Source organism: Sporacetigenium sp. TC11, from assembly GCF_058146105.1.
In genome coordinates this window covers 315,631-337,131 of the sequence record NZ_JBYVNY010000002.1, presented here as the reverse complement: position 1 = coordinate 337,131, position 21,501 = coordinate 315,631, and the positions used below count along the sequence as shown (strand labels likewise).

28 protein-coding genes and 1 riboswitch are annotated in these 21,501 nt (G+C 28.0%); of the genes, 4 read left to right on the top strand and 24 right to left on the bottom strand.

The window, feature by feature from the left end; translation table 11 throughout:
• Positions 1 to 9: 9 nt before the first annotated feature.
• From queC to ACUSRV_RS04560, 8 genes are all read right to left on the bottom strand, one after another.
• Complete coding sequence (gene queC, locus ACUSRV_RS04595) at positions 10 to 687, bottom strand: 7-cyano-7-deazaguanine synthase QueC (RefSeq protein ID WP_490140744.1); 678 nt, start codon at positions 685 to 687, stop codon at positions 10 to 12.
• Position 688: 1 nt separating this feature from the next.
• Positions 689 to 1,360, bottom strand: a complete 672-nt coding sequence (gene queE, locus ACUSRV_RS04590; protein ID WP_490140743.1) for a putative 7-carboxy-7-deazaguanine synthase QueE — start codon at positions 1,358 to 1,360, stop codon at positions 689 to 691.
• Between the two features lies 1 nt (position 1,361).
• Positions 1,362 to 1,790 carry a 6-carboxytetrahydropterin synthase QueD gene (gene queD, locus ACUSRV_RS04585; RefSeq protein WP_490140742.1) on the bottom strand — a complete coding sequence of 143 codons (429 nt, stop codon included), beginning with the start codon at positions 1,788 to 1,790 and terminating at the stop codon, positions 1,362 to 1,364.
• 3 nt (positions 1,791 to 1,793) lie between these two features.
• A complete protein-coding gene (locus ACUSRV_RS04580) occupies positions 1,794 to 2,558 on the bottom strand; it encodes an acyl-CoA dehydratase activase (RefSeq protein ID WP_490140741.1) in 765 nt (254 codons plus the stop codon).
• Positions 2,546 to 3,559 (bottom strand): 2-hydroxyacyl-CoA dehydratase family protein, encoded by a 1,014-nt coding sequence (locus tag ACUSRV_RS04575; protein WP_490140740.1) that lies wholly within the window; start codon positions 3,557 to 3,559, stop codon positions 2,546 to 2,548. Before ACUSRV_RS04575 ends, ACUSRV_RS04580 begins: the two co-directional genes overlap by 13 nt.
• Positions 3,560 to 3,776: 217 nt before the next feature.
• Positions 3,777 to 5,615 carry an SH3 domain-containing protein gene (locus ACUSRV_RS04570; protein ID WP_490140739.1) on the bottom strand — a complete coding sequence of 613 codons (1,839 nt, stop codon included), beginning with the start codon at positions 5,613 to 5,615 and terminating at the stop codon, positions 3,777 to 3,779.
• Between the two features lie 48 nt (positions 5,616 to 5,663).
• Positions 5,664 to 5,758, bottom strand: a riboswitch (cyclic di-GMP riboswitch).
• Between the two features lie 295 nt (positions 5,759 to 6,053).
• On the bottom strand, positions 6,054 to 6,476 hold the full coding sequence (locus tag ACUSRV_RS04565; RefSeq protein WP_490140738.1) for an acyl-CoA thioesterase: 423 nt from the start codon (positions 6,474 to 6,476) through the stop codon (positions 6,054 to 6,056).
• A gap of 150 nt (positions 6,477 to 6,626) precedes the next feature.
• Positions 6,627 to 7,766, bottom strand: coding sequence for a tetratricopeptide repeat protein (locus ACUSRV_RS04560; RefSeq protein WP_490140737.1), 1,140 nt, complete (start codon positions 7,764 to 7,766; stop codon positions 6,627 to 6,629).
• Between the two features lie 478 nt (positions 7,767 to 8,244).
• Here ACUSRV_RS04560 and ACUSRV_RS04555 point away from each other — a divergent pair, with 478 nt between their 5' ends.
• Genes ACUSRV_RS04555 through ACUSRV_RS04540 form a run of 4 tightly spaced genes read left to right on the top strand, consistent with a single transcriptional unit; the run spans position 8,245 to position 11,551 of the window.
• A complete protein-coding gene (locus ACUSRV_RS04555; protein ID WP_490140736.1) occupies positions 8,245 to 9,129 on the top strand; it encodes a putative selenate ABC transporter substrate-binding protein in 885 nt (294 codons plus the stop codon).
• Between the two features lie 13 nt (positions 9,130 to 9,142).
• Positions 9,143 to 9,928 (top strand): phosphonate ABC transporter ATP-binding protein, encoded by a 786-nt coding sequence (locus ACUSRV_RS04550; protein WP_490140735.1) that lies wholly within the window; start codon positions 9,143 to 9,145, stop codon positions 9,926 to 9,928.
• Positions 9,894 to 10,694, top strand: a complete 801-nt coding sequence (locus ACUSRV_RS04545; protein WP_490140734.1) for a PhnE/PtxC family ABC transporter permease — start codon at positions 9,894 to 9,896, stop codon at positions 10,692 to 10,694. The genes ACUSRV_RS04550 and ACUSRV_RS04545 overlap by 35 nt, the downstream gene beginning before the upstream one ends.
• Entirely contained in the window at positions 10,691 to 11,551 is an 861-nt protein-coding gene (locus ACUSRV_RS04540) for a PhnE/PtxC family ABC transporter permease (protein ID WP_490140733.1), read from the top strand. Before ACUSRV_RS04545 ends, ACUSRV_RS04540 begins: the two co-directional genes overlap by 4 nt.
• 40 nt (positions 11,552 to 11,591) lie before the next feature.
• Here ACUSRV_RS04540 and ACUSRV_RS04535 read toward each other — a convergent pair whose 3' ends face one another.
• The 16 genes from ACUSRV_RS04535 to ACUSRV_RS04460 all read right to left on the bottom strand — a co-directional run bounded on the left by ACUSRV_RS04535 (position 11,592) and on the right by ACUSRV_RS04460 (position 21,327).
• Entirely contained in the window at positions 11,592 to 12,779 is a 1,188-nt protein-coding gene (locus ACUSRV_RS04535; protein ID WP_490140732.1) for a DUF2812 domain-containing protein, read from the bottom strand.
• A 143-nt stretch (positions 12,780 to 12,922) separates the two neighbouring features.
• Complete coding sequence (locus ACUSRV_RS04530) at positions 12,923 to 13,144, bottom strand: hypothetical protein (RefSeq protein ID WP_490140731.1); 222 nt, start codon at positions 13,142 to 13,144, stop codon at positions 12,923 to 12,925.
• Between the two features lie 102 nt (positions 13,145 to 13,246).
• The gene (locus ACUSRV_RS04525; protein ID WP_490140730.1) at positions 13,247 to 13,399 is read right to left on the bottom strand and encodes a hypothetical protein; all 153 of its coding nucleotides are present in this window, start codon (positions 13,397 to 13,399) and stop codon (positions 13,247 to 13,249) included.
• Positions 13,400 to 13,480: 81 nt separating this feature from the next.
• Positions 13,481 to 13,714: a PF20097 family protein gene (locus ACUSRV_RS04520; RefSeq protein ID WP_490140729.1), complete on the bottom strand. Its 234-nt coding sequence runs from the start codon at positions 13,712 to 13,714 to the stop codon at positions 13,481 to 13,483.
• Positions 13,715 to 13,856: 142 nt separating this feature from the next.
• Positions 13,857 to 14,150: a hypothetical protein gene (locus tag ACUSRV_RS04515; protein WP_490140728.1), complete on the bottom strand. Its 294-nt coding sequence runs from the start codon at positions 14,148 to 14,150 to the stop codon at positions 13,857 to 13,859.
• Between the two features lie 123 nt (positions 14,151 to 14,273).
• Entirely contained in the window at positions 14,274 to 14,414 is a 141-nt protein-coding gene (locus tag ACUSRV_RS04510; protein WP_490140727.1) for a hypothetical protein, read from the bottom strand.
• Positions 14,415 to 14,444: 30 nt separating this feature from the next.
• A complete protein-coding gene (locus ACUSRV_RS04505) occupies positions 14,445 to 14,876 on the bottom strand; it encodes a hypothetical protein (protein WP_490140726.1) in 432 nt (143 codons plus the stop codon).
• A 225-nt stretch (positions 14,877 to 15,101) separates the two neighbouring features.
• Entirely contained in the window at positions 15,102 to 15,359 is a 258-nt protein-coding gene (locus tag ACUSRV_RS04500; RefSeq protein WP_490140725.1) for a hypothetical protein, read from the bottom strand.
• Between the two features lie 521 nt (positions 15,360 to 15,880).
• Entirely contained in the window at positions 15,881 to 16,294 is a 414-nt protein-coding gene (locus ACUSRV_RS04495) for a hypothetical protein (RefSeq protein WP_490140724.1), read from the bottom strand.
• 271 nt (positions 16,295 to 16,565) lie between these two features.
• Positions 16,566 to 17,117, bottom strand: coding sequence for a hypothetical protein (locus ACUSRV_RS04490; protein WP_490140723.1), 552 nt, complete (start codon positions 17,115 to 17,117; stop codon positions 16,566 to 16,568).
• Positions 17,118 to 17,211: 94 nt separating this feature from the next.
• The gene (locus ACUSRV_RS04485; RefSeq protein WP_490140722.1) at positions 17,212 to 18,270 is read right to left on the bottom strand and encodes an IS1595 family transposase; all 1,059 of its coding nucleotides are present in this window, start codon (positions 18,268 to 18,270) and stop codon (positions 17,212 to 17,214) included.
• 77 nt (positions 18,271 to 18,347) lie between these two features.
• Positions 18,348 to 19,124: a hypothetical protein gene (locus ACUSRV_RS04480; RefSeq protein WP_490140721.1), complete on the bottom strand. Its 777-nt coding sequence runs from the start codon at positions 19,122 to 19,124 to the stop codon at positions 18,348 to 18,350.
• A 176-nt stretch (positions 19,125 to 19,300) separates the two neighbouring features.
• Positions 19,301 to 19,879, bottom strand: coding sequence for a hypothetical protein (locus ACUSRV_RS04475; RefSeq protein WP_490140720.1), 579 nt, complete (start codon positions 19,877 to 19,879; stop codon positions 19,301 to 19,303).
• Between the two features lie 135 nt (positions 19,880 to 20,014).
• Complete coding sequence (locus ACUSRV_RS04470; RefSeq protein WP_490140719.1) at positions 20,015 to 20,275, bottom strand: Mor transcription activator family protein; 261 nt, start codon at positions 20,273 to 20,275, stop codon at positions 20,015 to 20,017.
• A gap of 10 nt (positions 20,276 to 20,285) precedes the next feature.
• Positions 20,286 to 21,032, bottom strand: coding sequence for a DnaA ATPase domain-containing protein (locus ACUSRV_RS04465; RefSeq protein ID WP_490140718.1), 747 nt, complete (start codon positions 21,030 to 21,032; stop codon positions 20,286 to 20,288).
• Positions 20,956 to 21,327, bottom strand: a complete 372-nt coding sequence (locus ACUSRV_RS04460; protein ID WP_490140717.1) for a DnaD domain protein — start codon at positions 21,325 to 21,327, stop codon at positions 20,956 to 20,958. Before ACUSRV_RS04460 ends, ACUSRV_RS04465 begins: the two co-directional genes overlap by 77 nt.
• Positions 21,328 to 21,501 lie beyond the last annotated feature (174 nt).

Below are 21,501 nucleotides of genomic sequence, written 5' to 3'. Positions count from 1 at the left end.
TCAGTCCTTTTATTTTTTTTCAATATATTTTCTTTTAAATTCTAAATATCCATTTTTTCTTAAGCTACAAGCAGGACAATCTCCACATCCATTTCCTTTTACTCCATTGTAACATGTTAATGTTTCATTTTTAACTATATCTAATACTTCTAAGTCATAAGCTAATTTCCAAGTTTCGCATTTATCTATAAACATAAGAGGTGTGTGTATAACAAATTCATAATCCATTGCCAAATTCAATGTTACATTAGTAGATTTAATAAATACATCTCTACAATCTGGATAACCACTGAAATCACTTTGAGATACCCCTGTAATTATGTGATTAATATTTCTCTGTTTTGCAAATACAGCTACAAATGTTAAAAACAATAAATTTCTACCGTCTACAAAGCTATTTGGAAGTTCTCCTTCTTTTTGAGTTTTATCAACATTTATATCTACTCTAGTCAAAGAATTTGGAGATAGTTGATTTAATAAAGACATATCTAGTATATGATGTTCTATGTTATGTTTATTGCAAATATCCTTGGCACATTGAAGTTCTTGTATATGTTTTTGATTATAATCAAAAGAAACAGCAATAACTTCTTTGAACCTTTCTTTTGCCCAAAATAAACAAGTTGTACTATCTTGCCCGCCACTAAAAACTACTACTGCTTTTTCATTGTTTATATTAGTTTTCATACTATACTCCTTTCTTTTGAGGATCCCATATTATTTTATGAAGTTGAATTTGTAAGTTTATATTATTCATTTTATTGTCTTTCATAAATTCAACTATCTCTTCTGGATTTATGCTACCAAATACGGGACTTATATACACACTACATTTACTAGCTAAATCATATTTTTCTATTATTTCTTTGGCTTTATCCAGGTCTTCTAAGTTTGAAGCTACAAACTTAACTGTGTCGAATATTCTTAAATTATTAAGATTTTCTAAATACATGTTAGATTCCATATTACTACCAGGCAATTTATAGTCCATAGTAAATCTTGGAGGGTTCTGTAATATATCTAGAAAATCTCTAATATCAACACTTCCATTTGTTTCTATTTCTACATCTAGACTTTTGTCCTTTGATAAAAACAACAATAATTCCTTTATATTATCTTGCATTAAAGGTTCTCCACCAGTTAATGTCACATTGTTAATGCCCGTCTTTTTTATATAATTATAAATTTCTTCACTAGTCATAACTTCATATTCTACATCATCAGTGTTTGCCCACATTGTATCACAATATGAACATCTTAAGTTACATCCTGCTAATCTTATAAAAACTGCTAGTTGTCCGCTCTTTTTTCCTTCTCCATTTATACTAGCAAATTTTTCTACTACATTATATTTATTCATATTATACTTCTCCTTTTTCAAAGGTTGCACTGTTATTTGGAGTTTCATAAACTGTAACTCTTTTAACATCATACCCCTTACTACTCATGTGTTTATAAAAGTGATAAGAGAAATTTTCAGCTGTAGGTCTGAATTCTACATTTATAACGCTAAATCCATCTTCTAATAAACAATTTAAGGTTTCTTTTCTTAAAGTATCCTTTTGAATAATAAGTGAATGGTCGTAATAATCAGCCATTTCTTTAACATCTTTTTTAAGATCTCCAAAATCTACAACCATTCCATCTAGTTGTCCACCATCTACTAACTCACTGCCTTGAACCTCTACTAATACTCTCCATCTATGTCCATGTATATGACCACATTTGCCTTTATAGTTAGCTAAAAAATGAGCACTGTCAAAACTGTGTTCTGCTTTTAATATATACATAATTTACCTCCTATTTTTTAGATATCCATAATAGCAACAACCTATAGCACCATTAAATTGAGGATCATCTAAAGGTATAACTTCATCGTATCTTTCATTTAAATATTTTTGTATAGCCTGATTTTTAGCAACTCCACCGCTAATTACTAATCTTCTACTTTTAAAATTACCTAAAACCGGCTCTAATCTTTTATATAAGGAATAATTAACTCCTGCACATAGACTATCCAAACTAGCTCCTTCTGCTATTTTTCCTATGAGTTCTGATTCAGAAAATACAGCACAAGTTGAATTAAGCTGTATTGGATCTTTGTAGTGTTTACTCATATCTTCTAAAGATATTTCTAGTAATGTAGCCATATTTTCTAGATATCTACCGCAAGACGCTGCACACTTTTCATTTAATTCAAGATCTGTAGTAATTCCATTTTCTACTTTTACTACTTTGACATCTTGTCCACCTATATCAAGTAATATAAAGTCCTTTAATTTACTTTGATAAACAGCTCCATATACATGTGCTTTTATTTCATTTATAGGAGTAAATTTATTTAAATCTGTATTATTTCTTCCATATCCAGTAGATATAAATACATCTACATCTTTTATGTTTAATTTATCTAAATCTACTATTATCTTATTGTCATAGTGGCAATATTCTTTATAAAAGGATACGGTACTTATTTTAAACTTATGAACTATAGATGAGTCTTCCATAATAGCTATTTTTACTTCTCTACTTCCTAAATCTATTCCTACAATACGCATATGTCTACACCTTCTTTTTTGTCTTTTAACATATCTAAAAATGCTTCAATTCTAAGTTTAGTTCTAGCATCTAATGTATTTAACTTATCACCTTCTATATTTAATAGAGGAACGTTTAGCTTTTGTTTGAAAATAATATCATCTATTGCTTTATGACAAAAAGCTTGAGTATAGTGTATTATCCCATCTAATTGTCTTATTTCTATTTGTTTTTTTATTTCATCCATTCTAAAATCTATATCATAAGGGTACGTATAATCATAATATTGATCATAAATACTACTATTATTTTCATATCTAGAAAAAGCAAATTCTCTTTGAACTTCATTGTATACAAATCTAGCATCAAAATTTTCTACAAAAGTGTATATATCTCCTGTCATAGGCGGAACCCCTATATATCCAAGTCTTATTTTTTGGTTTTGTGGTTTTCTATTTTCTATATCCTTTATTGCATTTATAAGGTCTTTCTCGAATTCATCTATATTAATATTAAAATCACTTGAACTAACTTGATATAAATGATTTTCAAATCCAGTGGCTTTATTTTCTATATAAGTTAACTCATCTATCTTTTTAGCTAATTTCCTTATTTTATTGAGTTTTAATCTAACTTTTTCTACTTCTTCTATACTTACATTAAAGATATCCATAAACTTATCCATTTCTTTTTTTAAACTTTCTTTTTTGTGATCATTTGGATATGAAAAAGGATGTATATTTATATTATTTAAAGAAAGTACTTCCATAAGAGATTTTGTATTAGAACAATCTCCTTCAACTACACCAACAATATCTTCTATGTTGTGTTTTATGCATACTCCGTATTTTGCTTTAATCCAAGCACACATACTTTTAGGAAATCCATCTTTTTCAGCCATATCTATATAACTAAAGTAATCATCTGACGTAATAAATATATTATTTAAATCAACAGGGGTATATCCTGCTGCTATAAGAATTTCTATTGGAACTGTTGTTGTAATACCTATTTTCTTCATAGTGCCTCCTCAATGTCTAGGATACAAAAACGCAATAAAAAAGAGGCCTAACAGCCTCTTTATAAACAAAAAAATACAAAAGCATATACTACAATAATTGTAATATATAGCCCTAGTTTTGTTTATAGACAGGATGGTACAAATAAACTGTCTTATTTAATTACTTAGTTATTTTATCATATGCTTTGTATATATTCAATTATTAAATACTTTCTTATTATTTATATTTAGGTACTTCGTAAACTATATTTGTATTATTATACATATAAGATATATTGTTCATAATATTTGCTATTCCATTTGCCCAGTTTACATCTGTTGCATACCTATGCCAAGTTACATCATAATTCCATCTCATTTTATATAAAGTGTTTTGATTATATTTTGAACTATTAACGTAATTTTTTGATATCCAATCTGCAGCGCCATATATAGCTGCATCTACATTTGTCCATCCATTACAGTATGCAGCCTCTGCTCCATATACGTTTGCGTTTTTGTCTATAGCCCCTATTCCATAGAAATTATATACAACAGCAGGTTGGCTAAGGGTTTGTCCTTTGTATGAATATAAAGTCTGTCCCTGTGCTAGACGAGAAGTTCCATATCCAGTTTCCCACATAGCGTGTGATATTAAATATACAACATCTACATTATGTTTTTTCGATGCATCTATAAATACTTTAGCTTTGTTTTCAAATATGTTTTTTTGATTAGAGTTAAACTTTAAATTGTTTAAATAGCTATTTAACTTCTCTTCAGATATTTCTCTATAATTATTTAACTTTAAAAATTGATACATTCCATTTGGAGTTTTTACAAAATTAACTGGATCTAGATAATATTTTATATCATCTTCAACTGCTCTTGAAAAGCTAGTAAGGGTAATTGCACTTCTAACATTTGCTGAATGTATTACTTGATCTAGTACTACTTGTTTTGCTAAATGTTCCTCTAAAGTATAATTTAAAACCTTTTCCTCAACAGTCCCATTATTACTTCCATAATTATTATCCCCTGTGTTAGGAACATCAGGCTGTGTTGGATTTTGAGTATTATCTGGAATTTTTATTTCATTTAAATATCTGCTTGCTACATTGCCATTTTGATTATTGTACTTTATTTTACTCCATCCATCTTTTTCTGATATTACCTCTACCTTAGTTCCCTTGTTTAATACCGTAACTACTTTGTATGTAGTACTAGGCCCACTTCTCATGTTAAGCCCATCTACATTTACTGTTTTTTGTACAGTAATTATAGGTTGATTATTATCAGGAACCTTAGGTTCATCTGGCTTTTGAGTATTGTCAGGAATTTTTGTAGCATTTAGATACCTACTTGCTACACTACCAGTTTGGTTATTATATTTTATACTACTCCATCCATCTTTTTCTGATATTACTTCTACTTCTACACCTTTATTTAATACACTTATTACCTTATATCTAGTACTTGGTCCCATTCTCATATTAAGATCATTTATATTCACAACCTTTTTTATACTCTTAACCGGTTGTTCATTATTATCTTGTACAATATCTTCTTTAGGTGGTTGTACTGGTTTAGACTCTGTCTTATCATCTAAGAATCTACTTGCTACATGTCCGCTCATATTATTATATTTGACTTGTGACCAACCATCTTTTTCTGATACTACTTCTACCTCTATTCCCTTGTTTAATACCTTATTTACCCTAAATGCAGTACTTGGTCCACTTCTCATGTTTAATCCGTCTATGTTTACTACCTTTTTTAATGTACTTGTACTATCCTGTTGATTAGGTGCATTTCCTATATTTATATATTTCCCAGATACCCATCCTACTTTTCCAGACTTGGCTTCTATTTTATACCATCCATTTGAATTATCTAATATGTTTACATTATCATTCCTTTTTAATTTAAATAAAATTTTATCATTTGTGCTCGGTCCACTTCTTACATTTAACGAAGAAGCTGTAACTACACCCACATTAGGTGCTGCATTAGCATCTATTGCTGCTAATGGAAGTACAGCTAGAGTTGTTAAAATTATTGGCATCTTCTTTTTCAAAAAACCACTCCTTTTTTTAAAATTGTTAGTGCTTATTAATCCGCTCCTTTCGGCAGCTGGCTGACATAATTATACTTATAAGTATAAAATTAGTCCCTGTAGCTTTGCGTCTCTAGGTTTTCCTAGATTTGCCTTTATCGAATTTTTTATATTTTATACTACCCTCTAAAATCAAACTTTATTTGCGTAGTATGCCATTTTATTTAATTATAATATTTTTTAATGCTAATTTCTACATATTATGTAAATAATTACAATATATTTACATAATATTATATTCATTAAATAACAACAAAACCCTTTTAAATTTAACAAAATCTAAGATTAGCTACGCTAATGTCGCCAACGACCTTGAAAGCCAGGGATCTTTCTCAAAATTTGCAGTAAATTGATATAAAAAAAGAAAGTACCAATAATACTTTCTTTTTTTGTATCAACTTATTTTAAGTTTTTTGCATATTCTCTAAGTTTTGCTTCTGCTTCATTTTCTGGTTCTTGTAGAACTATATTGTGAGGCATTTTTTTGCCATCTTCATCAACACATATAAAAGTTGTAAAACCATCTACTATAACCTTTTCTATATCTCCGTTTTTTACAACCTTACCATAAACAGTCATACTAGTATTTCCTGTATAAATAACCTTAGTCTCTAATGTTATTATTTCTCCTTTGTTTACAGGACAAGTAAATTTAAGTCCATGCATTTTTAAACAAACCATATTATCAGGATTTTTGTATGTGCTTGCAGCAGCTATAAATGCGCCTTCTATAAACCATTCAGCCATTCTTCCTGCAAATAAAGTTCCGTGGTGATTTAAATCTTCTGATTTCACTAATTTTGACATTGTATAAGTTTTCATCTTAGGTTCCTCCTTAAATGCTTGCAATATTTTTACATAATAATATATTCATTATGTAATAACAAAACCCTTTTAAATTTGATGAAAAATAAAGTATGTAGATATATTTATACAAAAAAGGAAAGCATTTAATAATGCTTTCCTTTTTAATTAACTATTTAATATTTTTTTAGTTGTAGAATTATTGTATATACTATCTGGAACCTGGTTTATTAGTTCATTTAACTTTTCCCTACATTTTGCTATATCACCTTGTGCTTTATATATCATAGCTATATTATACAATGAGTGATCGTAGTAGTTATCTTTAGCTGTATATCTATTTACATAATTATTGTAGTATTTTAAAGCTGTATCGTAATCTTTTTTAGATTCATAAATGCTACCTAATATATATATAGATTCTGAAACATATAACTTGTCTTTTCCATACTCTGCAAGATATTCAAAGCTTTTTATTGCATCTTTACGTAGGCCTCTTTCTTTTTCGTCTAATGCTTTTTTATAAAGAGCATGTTCATCTGCAATTAAAACTTCTTTTTTAATTATAGGTTTAATGCTTCCGATTTGAGCTTTAAGCTCAGAATTTTCTTCTTTTGATTTTATTAAATCTTCTTTATAACTACCAACTTGTGTATTTAATGTACTAACTTGATTATTTAAATTTGATATTTTATTGTATCCATATATAGATTGACCTATTATTCCTGCTGTTAAAAGAGCAATTACTGCTACAGGTAAACTGTTTTTTTTCTTATTTTTACTGCTCTTTTGTTTTTTGTCCTTTGGATTTTTCTTAGCTGGTTTTTCTATATTTTCATCTATTTTATATACTCTTTTGTCTATAAACTTAATAACAATTTCATTACTTTTATCTAGTGTTAAAGCTTTATTAAAATAATTCCTTGCAATTATTTCATCTTTTCTTTCCATACAAATAAGTCCTAAGACTATGTACGGCTCTATAAGTTGTGGGTATTCCTCTGTTAAGTGTTTAAATATTTGAGTTCCTTCTTCATATAAACCTTCCCTTATAAATCTTATAGCATGATTGTATCTTTCAAGAAAAGTGTCAAAATCCATAGAACTCATAATATCTATATATTTACTTGCAATATCACTTTTTTTATAAGCAAAGCTTTTTGAAAAATAACCTAGAGATCTATCAAAGTTACATTGTAAGAAGTTACACATACCTAGTAAGTTTAATATATCTGTATCTTTTGGATTTAATTTTATAGCTTTGTTAAGTTCACTTATTGAATTTGTAATATCATTGTTTTTTATCATATCTAAAGCGCTATTATATATAGTATAGGAATCTATAACTGCATCTTTTTTATTTCCCTTTTCTATAACTATCTTTTCAAGGCCTTGTAATAATTCATTTATGTTATCACTAGTTAAACTTAATTTATTAAAGGTATTTAGATCAATTTGTGATTTATCTATATTTGAATTTTCATAAGAAAGATTTTCAAAATTTTTAATATCTAAGGCCTTAGGCTTTATGTTTAGTAAATCATCTTTTATATTTATATTATTAATTTTAATCTCCTCCTTTTCGATATATTTCTTGTATATTATACACTATATTGTAATTTTTTTATACATTTAGTATATAACTCTAGTTTTTAATACTTTTTATTATAGATTTTTTCTATATGTAAGTATATAGATATAGATTTTTGAAATTTTACAATACCTATAGAAATACTATACAATAAAATTAAATATACACGGATTTTTATATAATTGGAGGATAATTATGAAAAAAATAATTACAGCTTTATTAGCAGTATTAATGGTAATATCACTTACTGCTTGTAGTTCAAAAACTTCGGAACAGCCTAAGGAAGAAAAAATACTTAAAATAGGTGCAATACCTGATCAAGATGCATCAAAATTAAACAAATCTTTTGATGAACTTGAAAAATATCTTAACGAAAAAGTTGGAGTGCCAGTTGAATTTGTTCCTTCTAGTGATTATGCAGCATTAGTAACTGCTTTTGAAAGAGGAGAAATGCATTTAGCTTGGTTCGGTGGTCTTACAGGAGTTCAAGCAAGAGATTTGGTTCCTAATGCACAAGCTATAGCTCAAAGACCTATGGATCAAGAATTTCACTCTGTTTTTATAACTCAAAAAGGTATAGATGCTAAAGAATTAAAAGACTTAAAAGGATTAAGCTTTACATTTGGTAGTGAAAGTTCTACTTCTGGCCACTTAATGCCACGTTATTTCTTAACACAAGAAGGAATTGATGCAACAAAAGATTTTGATGGTTCTCCAAACTTCTCCGGTTCACATGATAAAACTTGGAAACTTGTGGAATCTGGTTCTTTTGAGGCAGGAGTTTTAAATGAATCAGTATGGAAAAGCGCTGTTGATGAAGGAAAAGTAGATTTAGATAAAGTTAAAGTTGCATACGTAACACCATCTTATTATGACTATCACTGGACTGTAAACGACAATATAGATAAAGAATTTGGTGAAGGTACTACAGATAAAATAAAAGAAGCTATACTTTCTTTAAATAATAAAGACAACGCTACAATAATGGAAGTATTCCAATCAGATAAGTTTATAGAAACTAAAAATGAGAACTATGAAAAAATCCGTTCTGTTGCTAAAGAACTAGGAATGATTAAATAGTAGGTGATTAGATATGTCAAATAAAGAAGTGTTTAATTTAAATAAAATATCAAAAAATTATGGGGAGATGGAGGCTTTATCTTCCCTTTCTTTTTCTATAAAAAAAGGTGAAATAATTGCATTAATTGGGCCAAGCGGCGCAGGAAAAACAACTTTATTAAATACTCTAGCTAATATTGTAAAACCCGATAAAGGAGAATTAACAATAGATACTATACCTTCAAAAAGTTATAATAATAAGGAGTTATCTAAGAAACTAGGTATTATTCGTCAACAATTTGATTTAGTAGGACCTCTACCTGTAATTCACAATGTTTTAGCAGGTAGATTAAATGAATGGGGATTTTTTAAGTCTGCCCTATCATTAATTTTTCCACAAGATAAGAATATAGCTATTAAATCACTAGATAGAGTTGGTTTATTAGATAAAATATACGATAAAACATCTGATTTATCTGGAGGTCAACAACAAAGGGTTGCACTTGCTCGACTTTTAGTTCAAAATCCAAAAGTTATATTAGCTGACGAGCCGGTATCATCATTAGACCCAGCACGTGCCCATGATCTATTGTCAATGTTAGTTGATCTTGTAAAAGAAGAAAATCAAACACTTATAGCAAGTCTTCACTCTGTAGAATACGCTAAGAAATACTTTACTCGTATTATAGCATTAAAAGATGGAAAAATATTTTTTGACCTCCCTACAGATAAAATAACTGATAAAGATTTACATGACCTCTACAACATAAAGGAGTTGAGACAAAATGAAAACTTTGAAACAATCCCTCAACTTTCATAAAAGAAATATTTTAACCTTATTGATGTTTTTGGCTTTTGTTTTTAGTTTATTTTCTGTAGACTGGGGGCCAGATTTAGTTCATTCTGGTGGAAAAGCTACAATAATTCAAATTGTAAAAGCTTTTTTTAATCCTGAATTATCTTCAGATATAATCAAATTAGCCATAGAATCTACATGGTTAACCCTGTCTTATGCCGTTGCTGGTATGTCTTTGGCAGTTATTATAGCACTTATATTTGGAATTTTAGCATCTGGAGTATTATCGTCTAGTAATTACTCTAAGTCATTGTTTATGACAGTATTTAGAGGTGTTCTAGGATTTATGCGTGCTATACATGAATTAGTATGGGCATGGTTATTTGTAGCTTCAATTGGATTATCCCCTTTTGCTGCAATATTTGCTTTAGCTATACCCTACGGTGGAGCACTTGGACGTGTATTTGCAGATATCCTTAACGATGTTTCAAATGAGCCAATAAAAGCCCTAAAATCTAGTGGCGCCTCAAAATTACAGCTTTTATTTTACGGATACTTACCAATAGCTATACCTAATATGATTAGTTATACTATGTATAGATTTGAATGCGCTATCAGGTCATCAACAATTATGAGTTTTGTTGGACTCGGTGGTTTAGGATATCAAATCAACCTATCTTTAAACGATTTAAAATATAATGAAGTTTGGACATTTATGTTTTTTTTAATAGGTTTAGTTGTATTGATTGATATTTGGAGCAATTTACTTCGAAAGAGGTTGGTAGCATGAAGCAAGTAGCAAAAGAATTAAAAAAAACAGTTAGATTTGATTTCGTTAAATTTTCTTTATTTATGTTATTAATTTTAATTATATCATCATGGATGTTTATATTTAATGTAGAAAACGCAAATATCTCTGATTTATTTTCAGATAAAAATATATACCACACACAAAAATTCTTAAGTAATCTTTTAGGACTAGGTAATGATAACCCAGCATTTAAAGACATGAAAATGTGGCAAATTGCACTAAAGCTCACTTACGATACCTTAATTATGAGTATTATGGCAATAGGTTTTGCAACTATAGGAATGATATTAACTGTAATTGCAGCTTCTAGAAATGTTGCCAACGGTACAATGACTTTATCTAAGAAGTGGTATAGCAGGATTTTATTTGGAATAATCCGTGTTTTATATATATTTTCAAGGGCAGTACCTGAGTTAATATGGGCAATGATTATAGTATTTATATTTAAGCCTGGAATATTACCTGGAGCTATAGCCTTAGCACTTCATAACTTTGGGATACTTGGGAAGTTATGTGCTGAAGTTATAGAAGATCTAGATTTAAGGCCTATTAGAAATTTATCTTCTTCTGGTGCCTCTACATCTCAAATTCTTATTTATGGTATTATACCAATGGTAATGCCTAAATTTATTACCTTTATATTGTATAGATGGGAAGTTATTATTCGTACAACGATTGTTGTAGGTTTTGTAGGTGCCGGTGGCCTTGGTCAAGAATTTAAGCTAGCTATGAGTTGGTTTAATTATACTGAAATAACTCTGATATTAATATGTTATATGATTCTTGTAGGTCTTTCTGATTTATTGTCAGAGGGATTTAGAAAATTAGTTGAGTAAAATAAGCCTATATCTTATTAAATAAGATATAGGCTTTTATTTATTGTGAAATTAAATTAATCTTATGTAAAACGCTATCAATTATTGCATCAGTTTTTGCATAACCAAAATACCTAACATGGATTACCCCTTTTCCCTTAGATGCAAATACATCTTTGAAATCCTTTGACTCATAAACAGTTAAGTTATCAAAATCGTTATTATTTAATTTAATTAAATTTTTATCTTGAGGTTCAATATCAAATTTTTTAACTAAATCAGAAATAAGATCTTCTGCCATAGATGGATATCTTAGTTTATACACTCTTGTATTCATACTTGGGGAATATACCCCACTCCCATCTTGCCATACCTTATCCGAAACAACGCCTTCTTCATAAGATGTGTATTGTGTTGGTGCAAATATACTCCACCCATATTCATAATTGTTAGCCCAATCAATACCTCCATCTAAGGATTCTTGCCTAACTAAATTTGGATCATTCTCTATATCTGATAGCCTTACAATAGGCAAATCATCGCTGTAAACTGGTAGTGTTTTCATATTATCTGACATAGATGGTATAAGTATAGCAGTAAGAAATACCAGGTATAATACAGCTCCTCCATAATTTAGTGCACGTTGCTTTCTCCATGGAGCATTGTGATTAATTGGCTTTACCTTTTCAAGATTTCTTCTCAAAGTGGTCATATATACAGCTGACTTTATTGACTTAAATGATAAATATAGTAAATATATATGTAGCGTAACAGATTGAATATCTCTTGACTCTATCAAAACTAAAGTAGTTGTATTATTAAACCACTCAAAATAATAAATAGCTATAATCATAATTATTGGTATTATACTTATAAATGCAGCCCATACTAATTCTTTGTTTAATTTCTTCAATGTGTCTGATTGTTGGGTAGGGTCTGTATAAAATTCTTGTGCATTTAGTTCATATGGTGATGAAAATATATTAAAATTCCTATAATTTGTAACGTATTCCCATCCCCTTTGTGTATATCGTTGCTTTTCTTCTTGTACTATATCCTCATCTAATGAAACACCTATTCTATATCTTGTTTTTTTGGGCTCACCTTTTTCAAATCTAACAAATATTAATCCTATCTCATCTAAGTGTAGTCCCCGTAAAGCCATATCTTCAAACCAGCTTTCTTGTTCTCCAATACGCCAATACTCGCCAAAACGCAATTTATAAGTTGAATTACCTATTGTAGCCACCCCCTAATATATGCACACCCTGATACAGTCGTAAACACTATCAAAATTAACAATATGTTATATAAATATGATACCTTTACACTAAAATTCATCTATATATGACCATTATGCTCTAAATTATTTTTATTCGTAGTTTATAAAAATTACGACTTAATATCTATATTCCTTATCATACCTAAACCTCCTAGTATTGCTACTATAGAACCTGACAATCTATAATTTATAATAGATTGTTCTATATCTATAGCTCTACCGTCAACATAACTAAAAATTTCAGTTTGAGCTAAATTCATAGAGTTCATTAGTATTAATATTCCAACGATAAAAGTAAGCCCATAGAGTTTTATCAGATTATTTTTTTCCATAAATTATTCCCCCTATTCTATTTGGTAGTGGTTTATAAAAACAGTATAGTAGTTTTGTGATTTTGAGTATAGAATTACACCCATTATTTAAGATAAAATATACTATTTTTTAGCTGTTTCATTATATTCAATAAAATATTCAGCCAAATGTATAACACTTCTAATCAAATATTTTATAGCTATAGGCATAACTATTAAGCAAGTTATTAATAATAATATACAAAATAATATAACCCATTGAGTTTCTATATACATAGTTCTTCCTTTCTTATATAACTATTTATTCTACCCATGTCTTGCACATATCCAACTGTGAACTAACTTAGTCTTATTAATTTACTTTGAGTTTTTATTATAGTCATCCAATAAATCAATTATTATCTTACTGCAAATTTCGCACTTATGGGCCTGAACTTTAAAATTCCTTTCAAATACCTCGGATTCTAAACCTAATATATGCTTTAATTTTGACTTTGTTTCATCTGGAGTCCACTCCAAAACTCCTAATGAACGGTTGTGACAGCCGATTTTACCTGAAACCATTTCTTTTTTACAGTATGGACATTGCATTTAATCACCTACTTTTATATAATTCTAATTCATAATTTATAATACTATGTAACCTATACAACTAAAAATTTGCATCCCTTAAACTCCTTAGCCTACTGTTATATTTTATAAACATAGATGGATTATTTAGTAACTACTATTCTCAATCTTGGATATTTATTTTATTAATAGCTTTATTTTTATTAATTTTTTTACGATAAGTCAAGTAAATTAATAAAAGTATTACTGTTGATATATTTGTAAATAAAAATGCCACAAGGCCGATAAGGAAAGTCGTAGCCTGCATAAGATACAATAATGAAAATAAAAAGCTAATTGTAGGTAATATTAAACCTAGTATTTTGTTTTCTTTCTTTGATAAAAATATTTGAAAAAGTATTATTACTATGAGTAAAAGAATATCTATAAAGTTATTTGTAGATGAAAGCGAATTCATAAACCAATCCCCCTGACTATTTTTTTATATTCTAAAATTAAAGTTTTTGTTGTACCAAGTTATCATGCTATCTTTGTTACAATTTTATATAACTAATTACAATTGTAGCCAATCATATATTTTCTATTTATTATTTTCATCACACTTAACTATCTTTACTTTTATCAATATAACTTTCTTATTTCTCTTTATTCCATCTTTTATATCTTCATCAGAAGATAAATTAATACTAGTTGTATCTTGCTTATTACTTGAAAAAGCCATTAAAGTAATTTCTTTTCCTAAATCGAAGGATTATTTATTTATATTTTCTCTTATATTTTTACCTTTATGTTGCATCTTAAGTTTTGTTTCAATTTGTATATTTATATCCTCTACTGGGATATCACTATACCTAACACCCATAATTGCTATAGGATGAGTTAGATTTTTTAGTGTAGTACCAGATTTAATTACTTTAGGTAATTTCTTAGTATACTCGGTATGTATAACATCTGAATTCATATCATCTTCTATAATAAAATCATCTGACCAATCATCATCCTTTAATTTGTCACTGGATAAACTAGTTGTGAAACTAGATAAATCACTAAAGCTTCTACTTTCATCAATTAAATTAAGTGGCTTATCCCCTTCATATCTTAAATCAAAATACATAACAGTACATGATACATCGTCATTACCAACACATGATCCCTTATCTTTTTCTATTTTATTTATAGTCATATAAACTCTCTCTGCACCGTGTGATTTATTATTACATTCATAAAGTAAAAATTCTTCCCCTATTGTAATTGGTTTATCAAACTTTCTAAATCCTATTTTAAACTTATCTGAAATAGCATCACCTAAAGAACATAAAAATTGAGATTAATACTACACCTATTATCACAATTATTTTACTACTTTTTTTCATACTACTTTTTTTAATAAGTAGGACGGATTTTATTATTAAATATATAAACTAAACAAAATTCCAACTGTAAATATAATCATTGATATTATAGTTAAATCTGTATTCAAGTATTGGATTACCCCTCCAATAACACCAAGAATAATATTTAATAAACCTTGATCTTTTACTTTATTTAAAAAAATTCTTTTGCTATCGTTTATAGAAAACAGTCTAGACACAATCCCTATTAAAAATAATACTAAACCGAATGATACCTGCATGATACTCATTGTCATAAATATATATATATCCATTTTGCCCCTCCCCCTTTGAATTCTATTTGTTGTTATGTCTATTTTAACATAATAATCATATCTAATAGTTAAATTTATAACTAATTCAACCTTTTATGTTACGTTAATTATTAGTACTGTATTATCTGTTGTATATGTATACTGTAGTTCTTTATAGGATATATGTTGAAATTGGGTATATATTGATTTATATAATTTAAAATAGAGCCTTTCGGCTCCTTCGTATTTACTCTCTCTATATAAGTTTAATCAATTCTAACTAACTAATCCCCATCGGGTCTATTTTTTGTAACTTCCATTGTCCATCTATAAATACAATTGTAGTCCTAAATCCTGCTGCTGATAATGATTTATTTTTTAATGTTGTAGTTGATGTAGGTGGATATGGTATTAGTTGGAATGATTTTATTGATTTAAGCGAGTATGAGTTATATACAAAATCTATATTAATTTAAAAGCTACAGTCACAAAAACGAGCACTTAAAAGTACTCTATTTTCTGTGTTTTCAGTTTTCACATAACTAATTAGTATTATTTAATGATATTGTTTCTTTTTGACCATCCCATTCTATTTCAATAACATATTTAGATTCTTTTGACGGTGAAGCTGCTCCCATATTTTTAGACCTTTTTATATATTTATTATTATCTAAAGGAATTCCTGTTCCTTTTGTAGTTAAATCACCATCTCTATATAATGCGAAGTTAATAGTATCTATTCTTTTTTCATTATTTTTATTTTCTATATATAGATTCTTTTCTTCAGTAGAATCTATACCATCAACTTTAAGTTCATGTTTTACTTTCCAATTTTCACTCTCTCCGTAAATTTTTAAATTAACTGACGAAGCCGATGAACACCCTGTTACTAAGAATATTATTGTAAAAATAATACATAACGATTTAAATACATTCCTTCTAATTTGAGTAAACAATAAATTACACCTTCCTTAAGGTTAAATGTTTTATATTTACTATATATTATATTGGAACTAAATATGATGTGATAACGAATAAATTTATTGTATAAGTATTCCAATGGCACTTCGGTTTAGACAGCATTATTTTATTGTGTAATATATAAATATAGCGTAGTATATTCACTTATTTGCAGGAAATATATCCATTTATTTAAATGGCTATGTTAAATAATTTGGTTGATAAGTAAAAAAATAATGATAGAATACAAGTATTCTATCATTATTTTTAGTTGATTTTATTAATTTTTAGATATACAACTAAATCTTTTTCATTATGTCCTAATTTAAAATCTCCATCTAAATCTACTGATTGAGTAGTTCCACCTTTTTTTCCAACACCAAATACTGCTATAGATAATTCTTTGTTTAATTGTATCTCTTTATCATAATTTATGAATGATAAAGCCATTCCATTTTTCTTATCATCATTAAAAAAATCTAGCGGTAGATTTAACGAAATATTACCAGCAACTACATCTATATTTCTGTTTTTTTCATAAACACTTATAGGTAAGACATCTTCTGAATCTTTACTATTTGTTTTAGTTTGCACTAAATCATATGTATCTTTTAGTTTCCCATAGTTATACTCTTTAGCATAAACTTGAATATCGTACTCATATTTATATAGGTTATTGATTTTATAGTCTACACCCATATTATTGAATTCATTTTCATTATTCTTTTGTGGACTTATTATAAGTTTATTTTTATTACATCCTATTAAACTTATTGAAAAAATAAATACTAATAATATCAAAGATAATCTTTTCAACATTTTATCCCCCCTACTAAAATAGATGTTTTGTATAACAAATTTTATCATATATATATTATAGATTCAATTTATATACAATTTAGTTTTACTATTGTTAAGTTAACTCAATATATCTATTTCTTATTGTTTCGATAGTGGAGTAGTTTTCAGTAGTAACTAACCCTAAAAACAACTCTTTCATTTTAGATATATCTTTTTCTTTCTTTGTAATCTCACACCATCTAAACCAAGTAAGGTAGTTTTGAAGATATTTGGTTGATACTCCATTAAAATCTCTAACCCAACCTTTTAAGCGACTATGAAAACTATTGGCATGTTGAATATGGTAAATTCCATCAGTATATTTACCACTATCTATTCTTTTGAGTTTTACATTAAAAACTGTCGGAATCTTTATATACGATTGATGGGAGTCTACACAAAGAGTAGAGCCTTCTTCAATTTTATTATTGAAGAAATTCTTTAAGTGAGAAAATTTAACTCTACCAGTACATAATTTTTTTGAGATTATGCCACCTTTTCTATCAATGCATATTCCTACACAAACCTTCTCATGAGATATTCCTCTTAATTTATTGCCTGAACTTTTACCTTGTTTTTGACCACCTCTTTTATGGGGTTTTCTAGGTAGAACAAATCTATTGCCTTTGCTATGATTACCTTTAAATGATACTCTAAAATATGTTTCATCACTTTCTACAACTCCACTAACATAGCCTTTACCAAGTATTACATTCAAACAATCTAAAATTCTATGACGCATAAAGAATGATGTCTTAAGGCTTATATGTAATTCTTCTGCACATTCTCTTATTGTAGCCTTATTTACTAATAAATTTATATATCTAAACCATGTTTCAAGTGGTAGTTTTGTGCTAGAAATAACTGAAGATGTTCTTTCATCAAAAACCTTCCCACAAGTTTTACATTTATATCTTTGTCTATCGTATCTTATACCGTATTTGATAATATGACTTTTATTACATCTAGGACATATTTCACCTTTGAAAAACTTTATTTCTTTTATTTCTCTATTAAATTCGGAGGAATAAGTATTTGTAGTAAGCAAAGAACCTATAAGATTAAATAGTTCCTCAAGTTCAGAAGTATTTAAAGTTTTTACTTGTTTCTCTAAAGTGTTATCTAATCCCATACTTATACCTCCTAGTCCTATAATATACATATATTATAACCTATACTAAAAAATAAATACACTAACAACCAAATTAGTTAACATAGCCATTTAAATTTATTCTTAAGTTTCTTCTCCATTTTATCTTCAGGTATTGATTTCTCAAAATTAACGACACCATCACGTGGTGGTCTTTCATACTGCCCAGTATTTTTATATAAAGTAAATTTTCCATATACTGAACCTAGAGACATATATGAATCAGCTAACATAAGAGGAGGTTTATTTGGATTTTTAGTCAAATACAATATTACCTGCTGTCCTTTTTGGGGATGAGGGGCATTACAGAATTTCTTATCAACAAGACCATTCTCAATTTGTTCTTTTGTTAACTTCTTTTCTAAATCCAAACCTTTATCTTTAAATTCACCTAGCATATCCTTTAATCTTATATATCCGCCATCTTCATATACCTTAATTTCCTTTGCAGTATTTCCTTTGTATGATTCTAGTACATTAACAGTGAGTATAGTTTGTGCATTATCCTCTATATTAACATAATCGATATCAGTAATAATACCTTTAACAATAGAATCAACTAAATCACTTTCATTCATTTCATCTATTGTGTAACGAAGTTGCCCTGGGTCAAATGTTGCAGTTGAATTGAAAAAAAAGAATACATTTTCTTCCTTTACTTCATCTGCATTAATTGGCTTATTTAATATTGAAATTTCCTTTTGTTCGGTTGTAGATACACTTACACTTAATTCTTTTTTGGTATCTATATCTTGACCATTGTTATTCTGTAATGCCAAAAAACCTGTACCAGTCATTAAAATAAGTGAACTTAGTAATGCACTAATTTTTTTCATCTTATTTCCTCCGTAAGTACTATAATATATAATTATTTACAATTTATTATTGTCGTAATAACTTTTTTAGGCTATGTTATATAAAATTGTTCATATAGATAAAAAAAGGCGTACCTTCAGGTAGCCTTTCAGCTCCTTAATATTTACTCTATATATAAAAGTTTAATCAATTATAATTAACTCACCCCCATCCCTTCTCTTTTTTGTAATTTCCATTGTCCATCTTTGAATACGATTGTAGTCCTAAAACCTGCTCCTGCTGTTGGAGTAAGGTGCCAATATCCTTCAATAACTACTTCAGTTTTAGACACAATTTTCTCATTAAGTATTCCTACGAGAATTCCTCTTTTGCCATCTTTTATCAAACTTACATCTGCACCCTGTTTAGTTCCTAATCCTTTTTCTTCTAATGTATTAAGCGACTCATTCATAACCTCTATATTATACTTATTTTTAAAATAATCTAATATTTGTTGTTTACCTTCTTGTGAAATATTATCAAAAGATTTACTCCTCATATCAATTGCGAGATAATCTGCCTTATTTATATTTATAGCTTCTTCTTTAGGTACAAAAGAATCAAATACAGTTGTATAAATGTCTACCAATTCCTTTGAATTGAATTTAGAAGAATCTTCTGTTGGATTCTCTAAATTGGGTTTATTTATAGAATTCTCTAAATTGCGTTTATTAGAGCATCCTCCAATCATAATAAACATACTTGCCATACAAAATATTAATATTATTCTTTTCATATTTTTTATCTCCTAAATGTTAAAAATACTTTTTCTGATATGTATTTTTTACATTTACTTCAAATTTATTTATAATTTTATTAATGTTATATCTTAAATAAAAAAACAAAGCCTGTATCTTAGACAGGCTTTGTTCTAGAGTAGTTTAGCTACTATTTTTCTTACCTGTACCTCACTAATATTAAACTTTCTAGCAAGCTCCCTGTAATTTCCTCCATCAAAACTTTCCCTAATAACCCTATTTCTAATCGGCTTTGTAAGAGAATTTTCTGTAGGGATGTATATACAAAAGCCGCTACATAACCTACACAACTTAATAAAATTATCCATGCCTATTTCATCGGCTATATCCTTTAATGAATCTGGTATATCATTCTCAGTTAAATAATCTAACATACTCCCCCCATTAACCATAAATCCTGTAATTTAATTTCCTTCCCTTTATTTCTACTAGGTATTTTGTGCTCATTTCAATTATTCTGCTAACTATAGCTTCATCTATTTCTATAAGTTCATCTATTAACTTTTCAGTATTCACTATAGTTGGCTTGTTTTTTTGATATCTATAATTAATAAGCTCAAAGACTATATTTATATCACTTTTAGTTATATTTCCTTTAAATAAATCATCTATTAAAAGTACCTTAGCTTCTTTGTATCTATTTAATTCTCTACTATAGTTTTCTTCATCTAAAATACTTTGTTTAAGTTTAGTTATAATGTCTCTATATGACATATAAACAACTCCTACAAAGTTTTCCATAAGCTTATTTGCTATAGCAGTACATAAATGTGTTTTGCCACTTCCTACTTGTCCCATAAATATTATTGAATTTCTTCTAGTATCTTTTATTTCTTCAAAATTACTACAATATTTCTTTGCTTTTAAAAAAGCTTCTGTTAACTGTAATTCAACGCCATAATTAAAATTATCAAATGTCTTTTTTCTAAACTCTTCGTTTATACCACTGTTTTTTAATATACTTTCGGCAATTCTTAACTCCCTACATTCACAGGGAATTGCTATATCTTTATTCAATATAAATGTCATGTCCCTACACTTCTCACACTTATATTTAGTCTTGTTCAAGTAATCTTCTTGCTTCTTCAAGTTGTTCTTTACTTGGCTTTTGATAAATGTAATCTTCTCCATAACTATTAGCCCCCTTATTTTTAGCACTTACTTCATAAGCTTTTAAATCTTCGTAACTTCTTATATTCTTATCTTCCCATTGCTTCAAAATTCCACATATATATCCTTTGTTACATTTTCCTTTATCTGTAGCTATTTCTATTGCCCTTTTAAAAAGTCTTATATCTACTCTTTGACTTATATCTATTAACCATTCACTAACTAATCCATTTATAAGCCCTATATTTTGTTCATATAGTAGTGCATAACTATCTATACCAAATTCTTTTTCTTTTTTTATAGATACCCTATCCATAGGGGTTTATAATTTAGGCTATGTTTTAAATAAAAGTTTAAATTTAGAAATGTATAAATAGATTTAATTGATTTATGATATATTTAATACATAGTTTATTCATGAATAGTTGTATAATATTGGGACACAGAAGAACCTTGCTTAGGTTTTTTATTAAAGGATTTTAGCAACAGA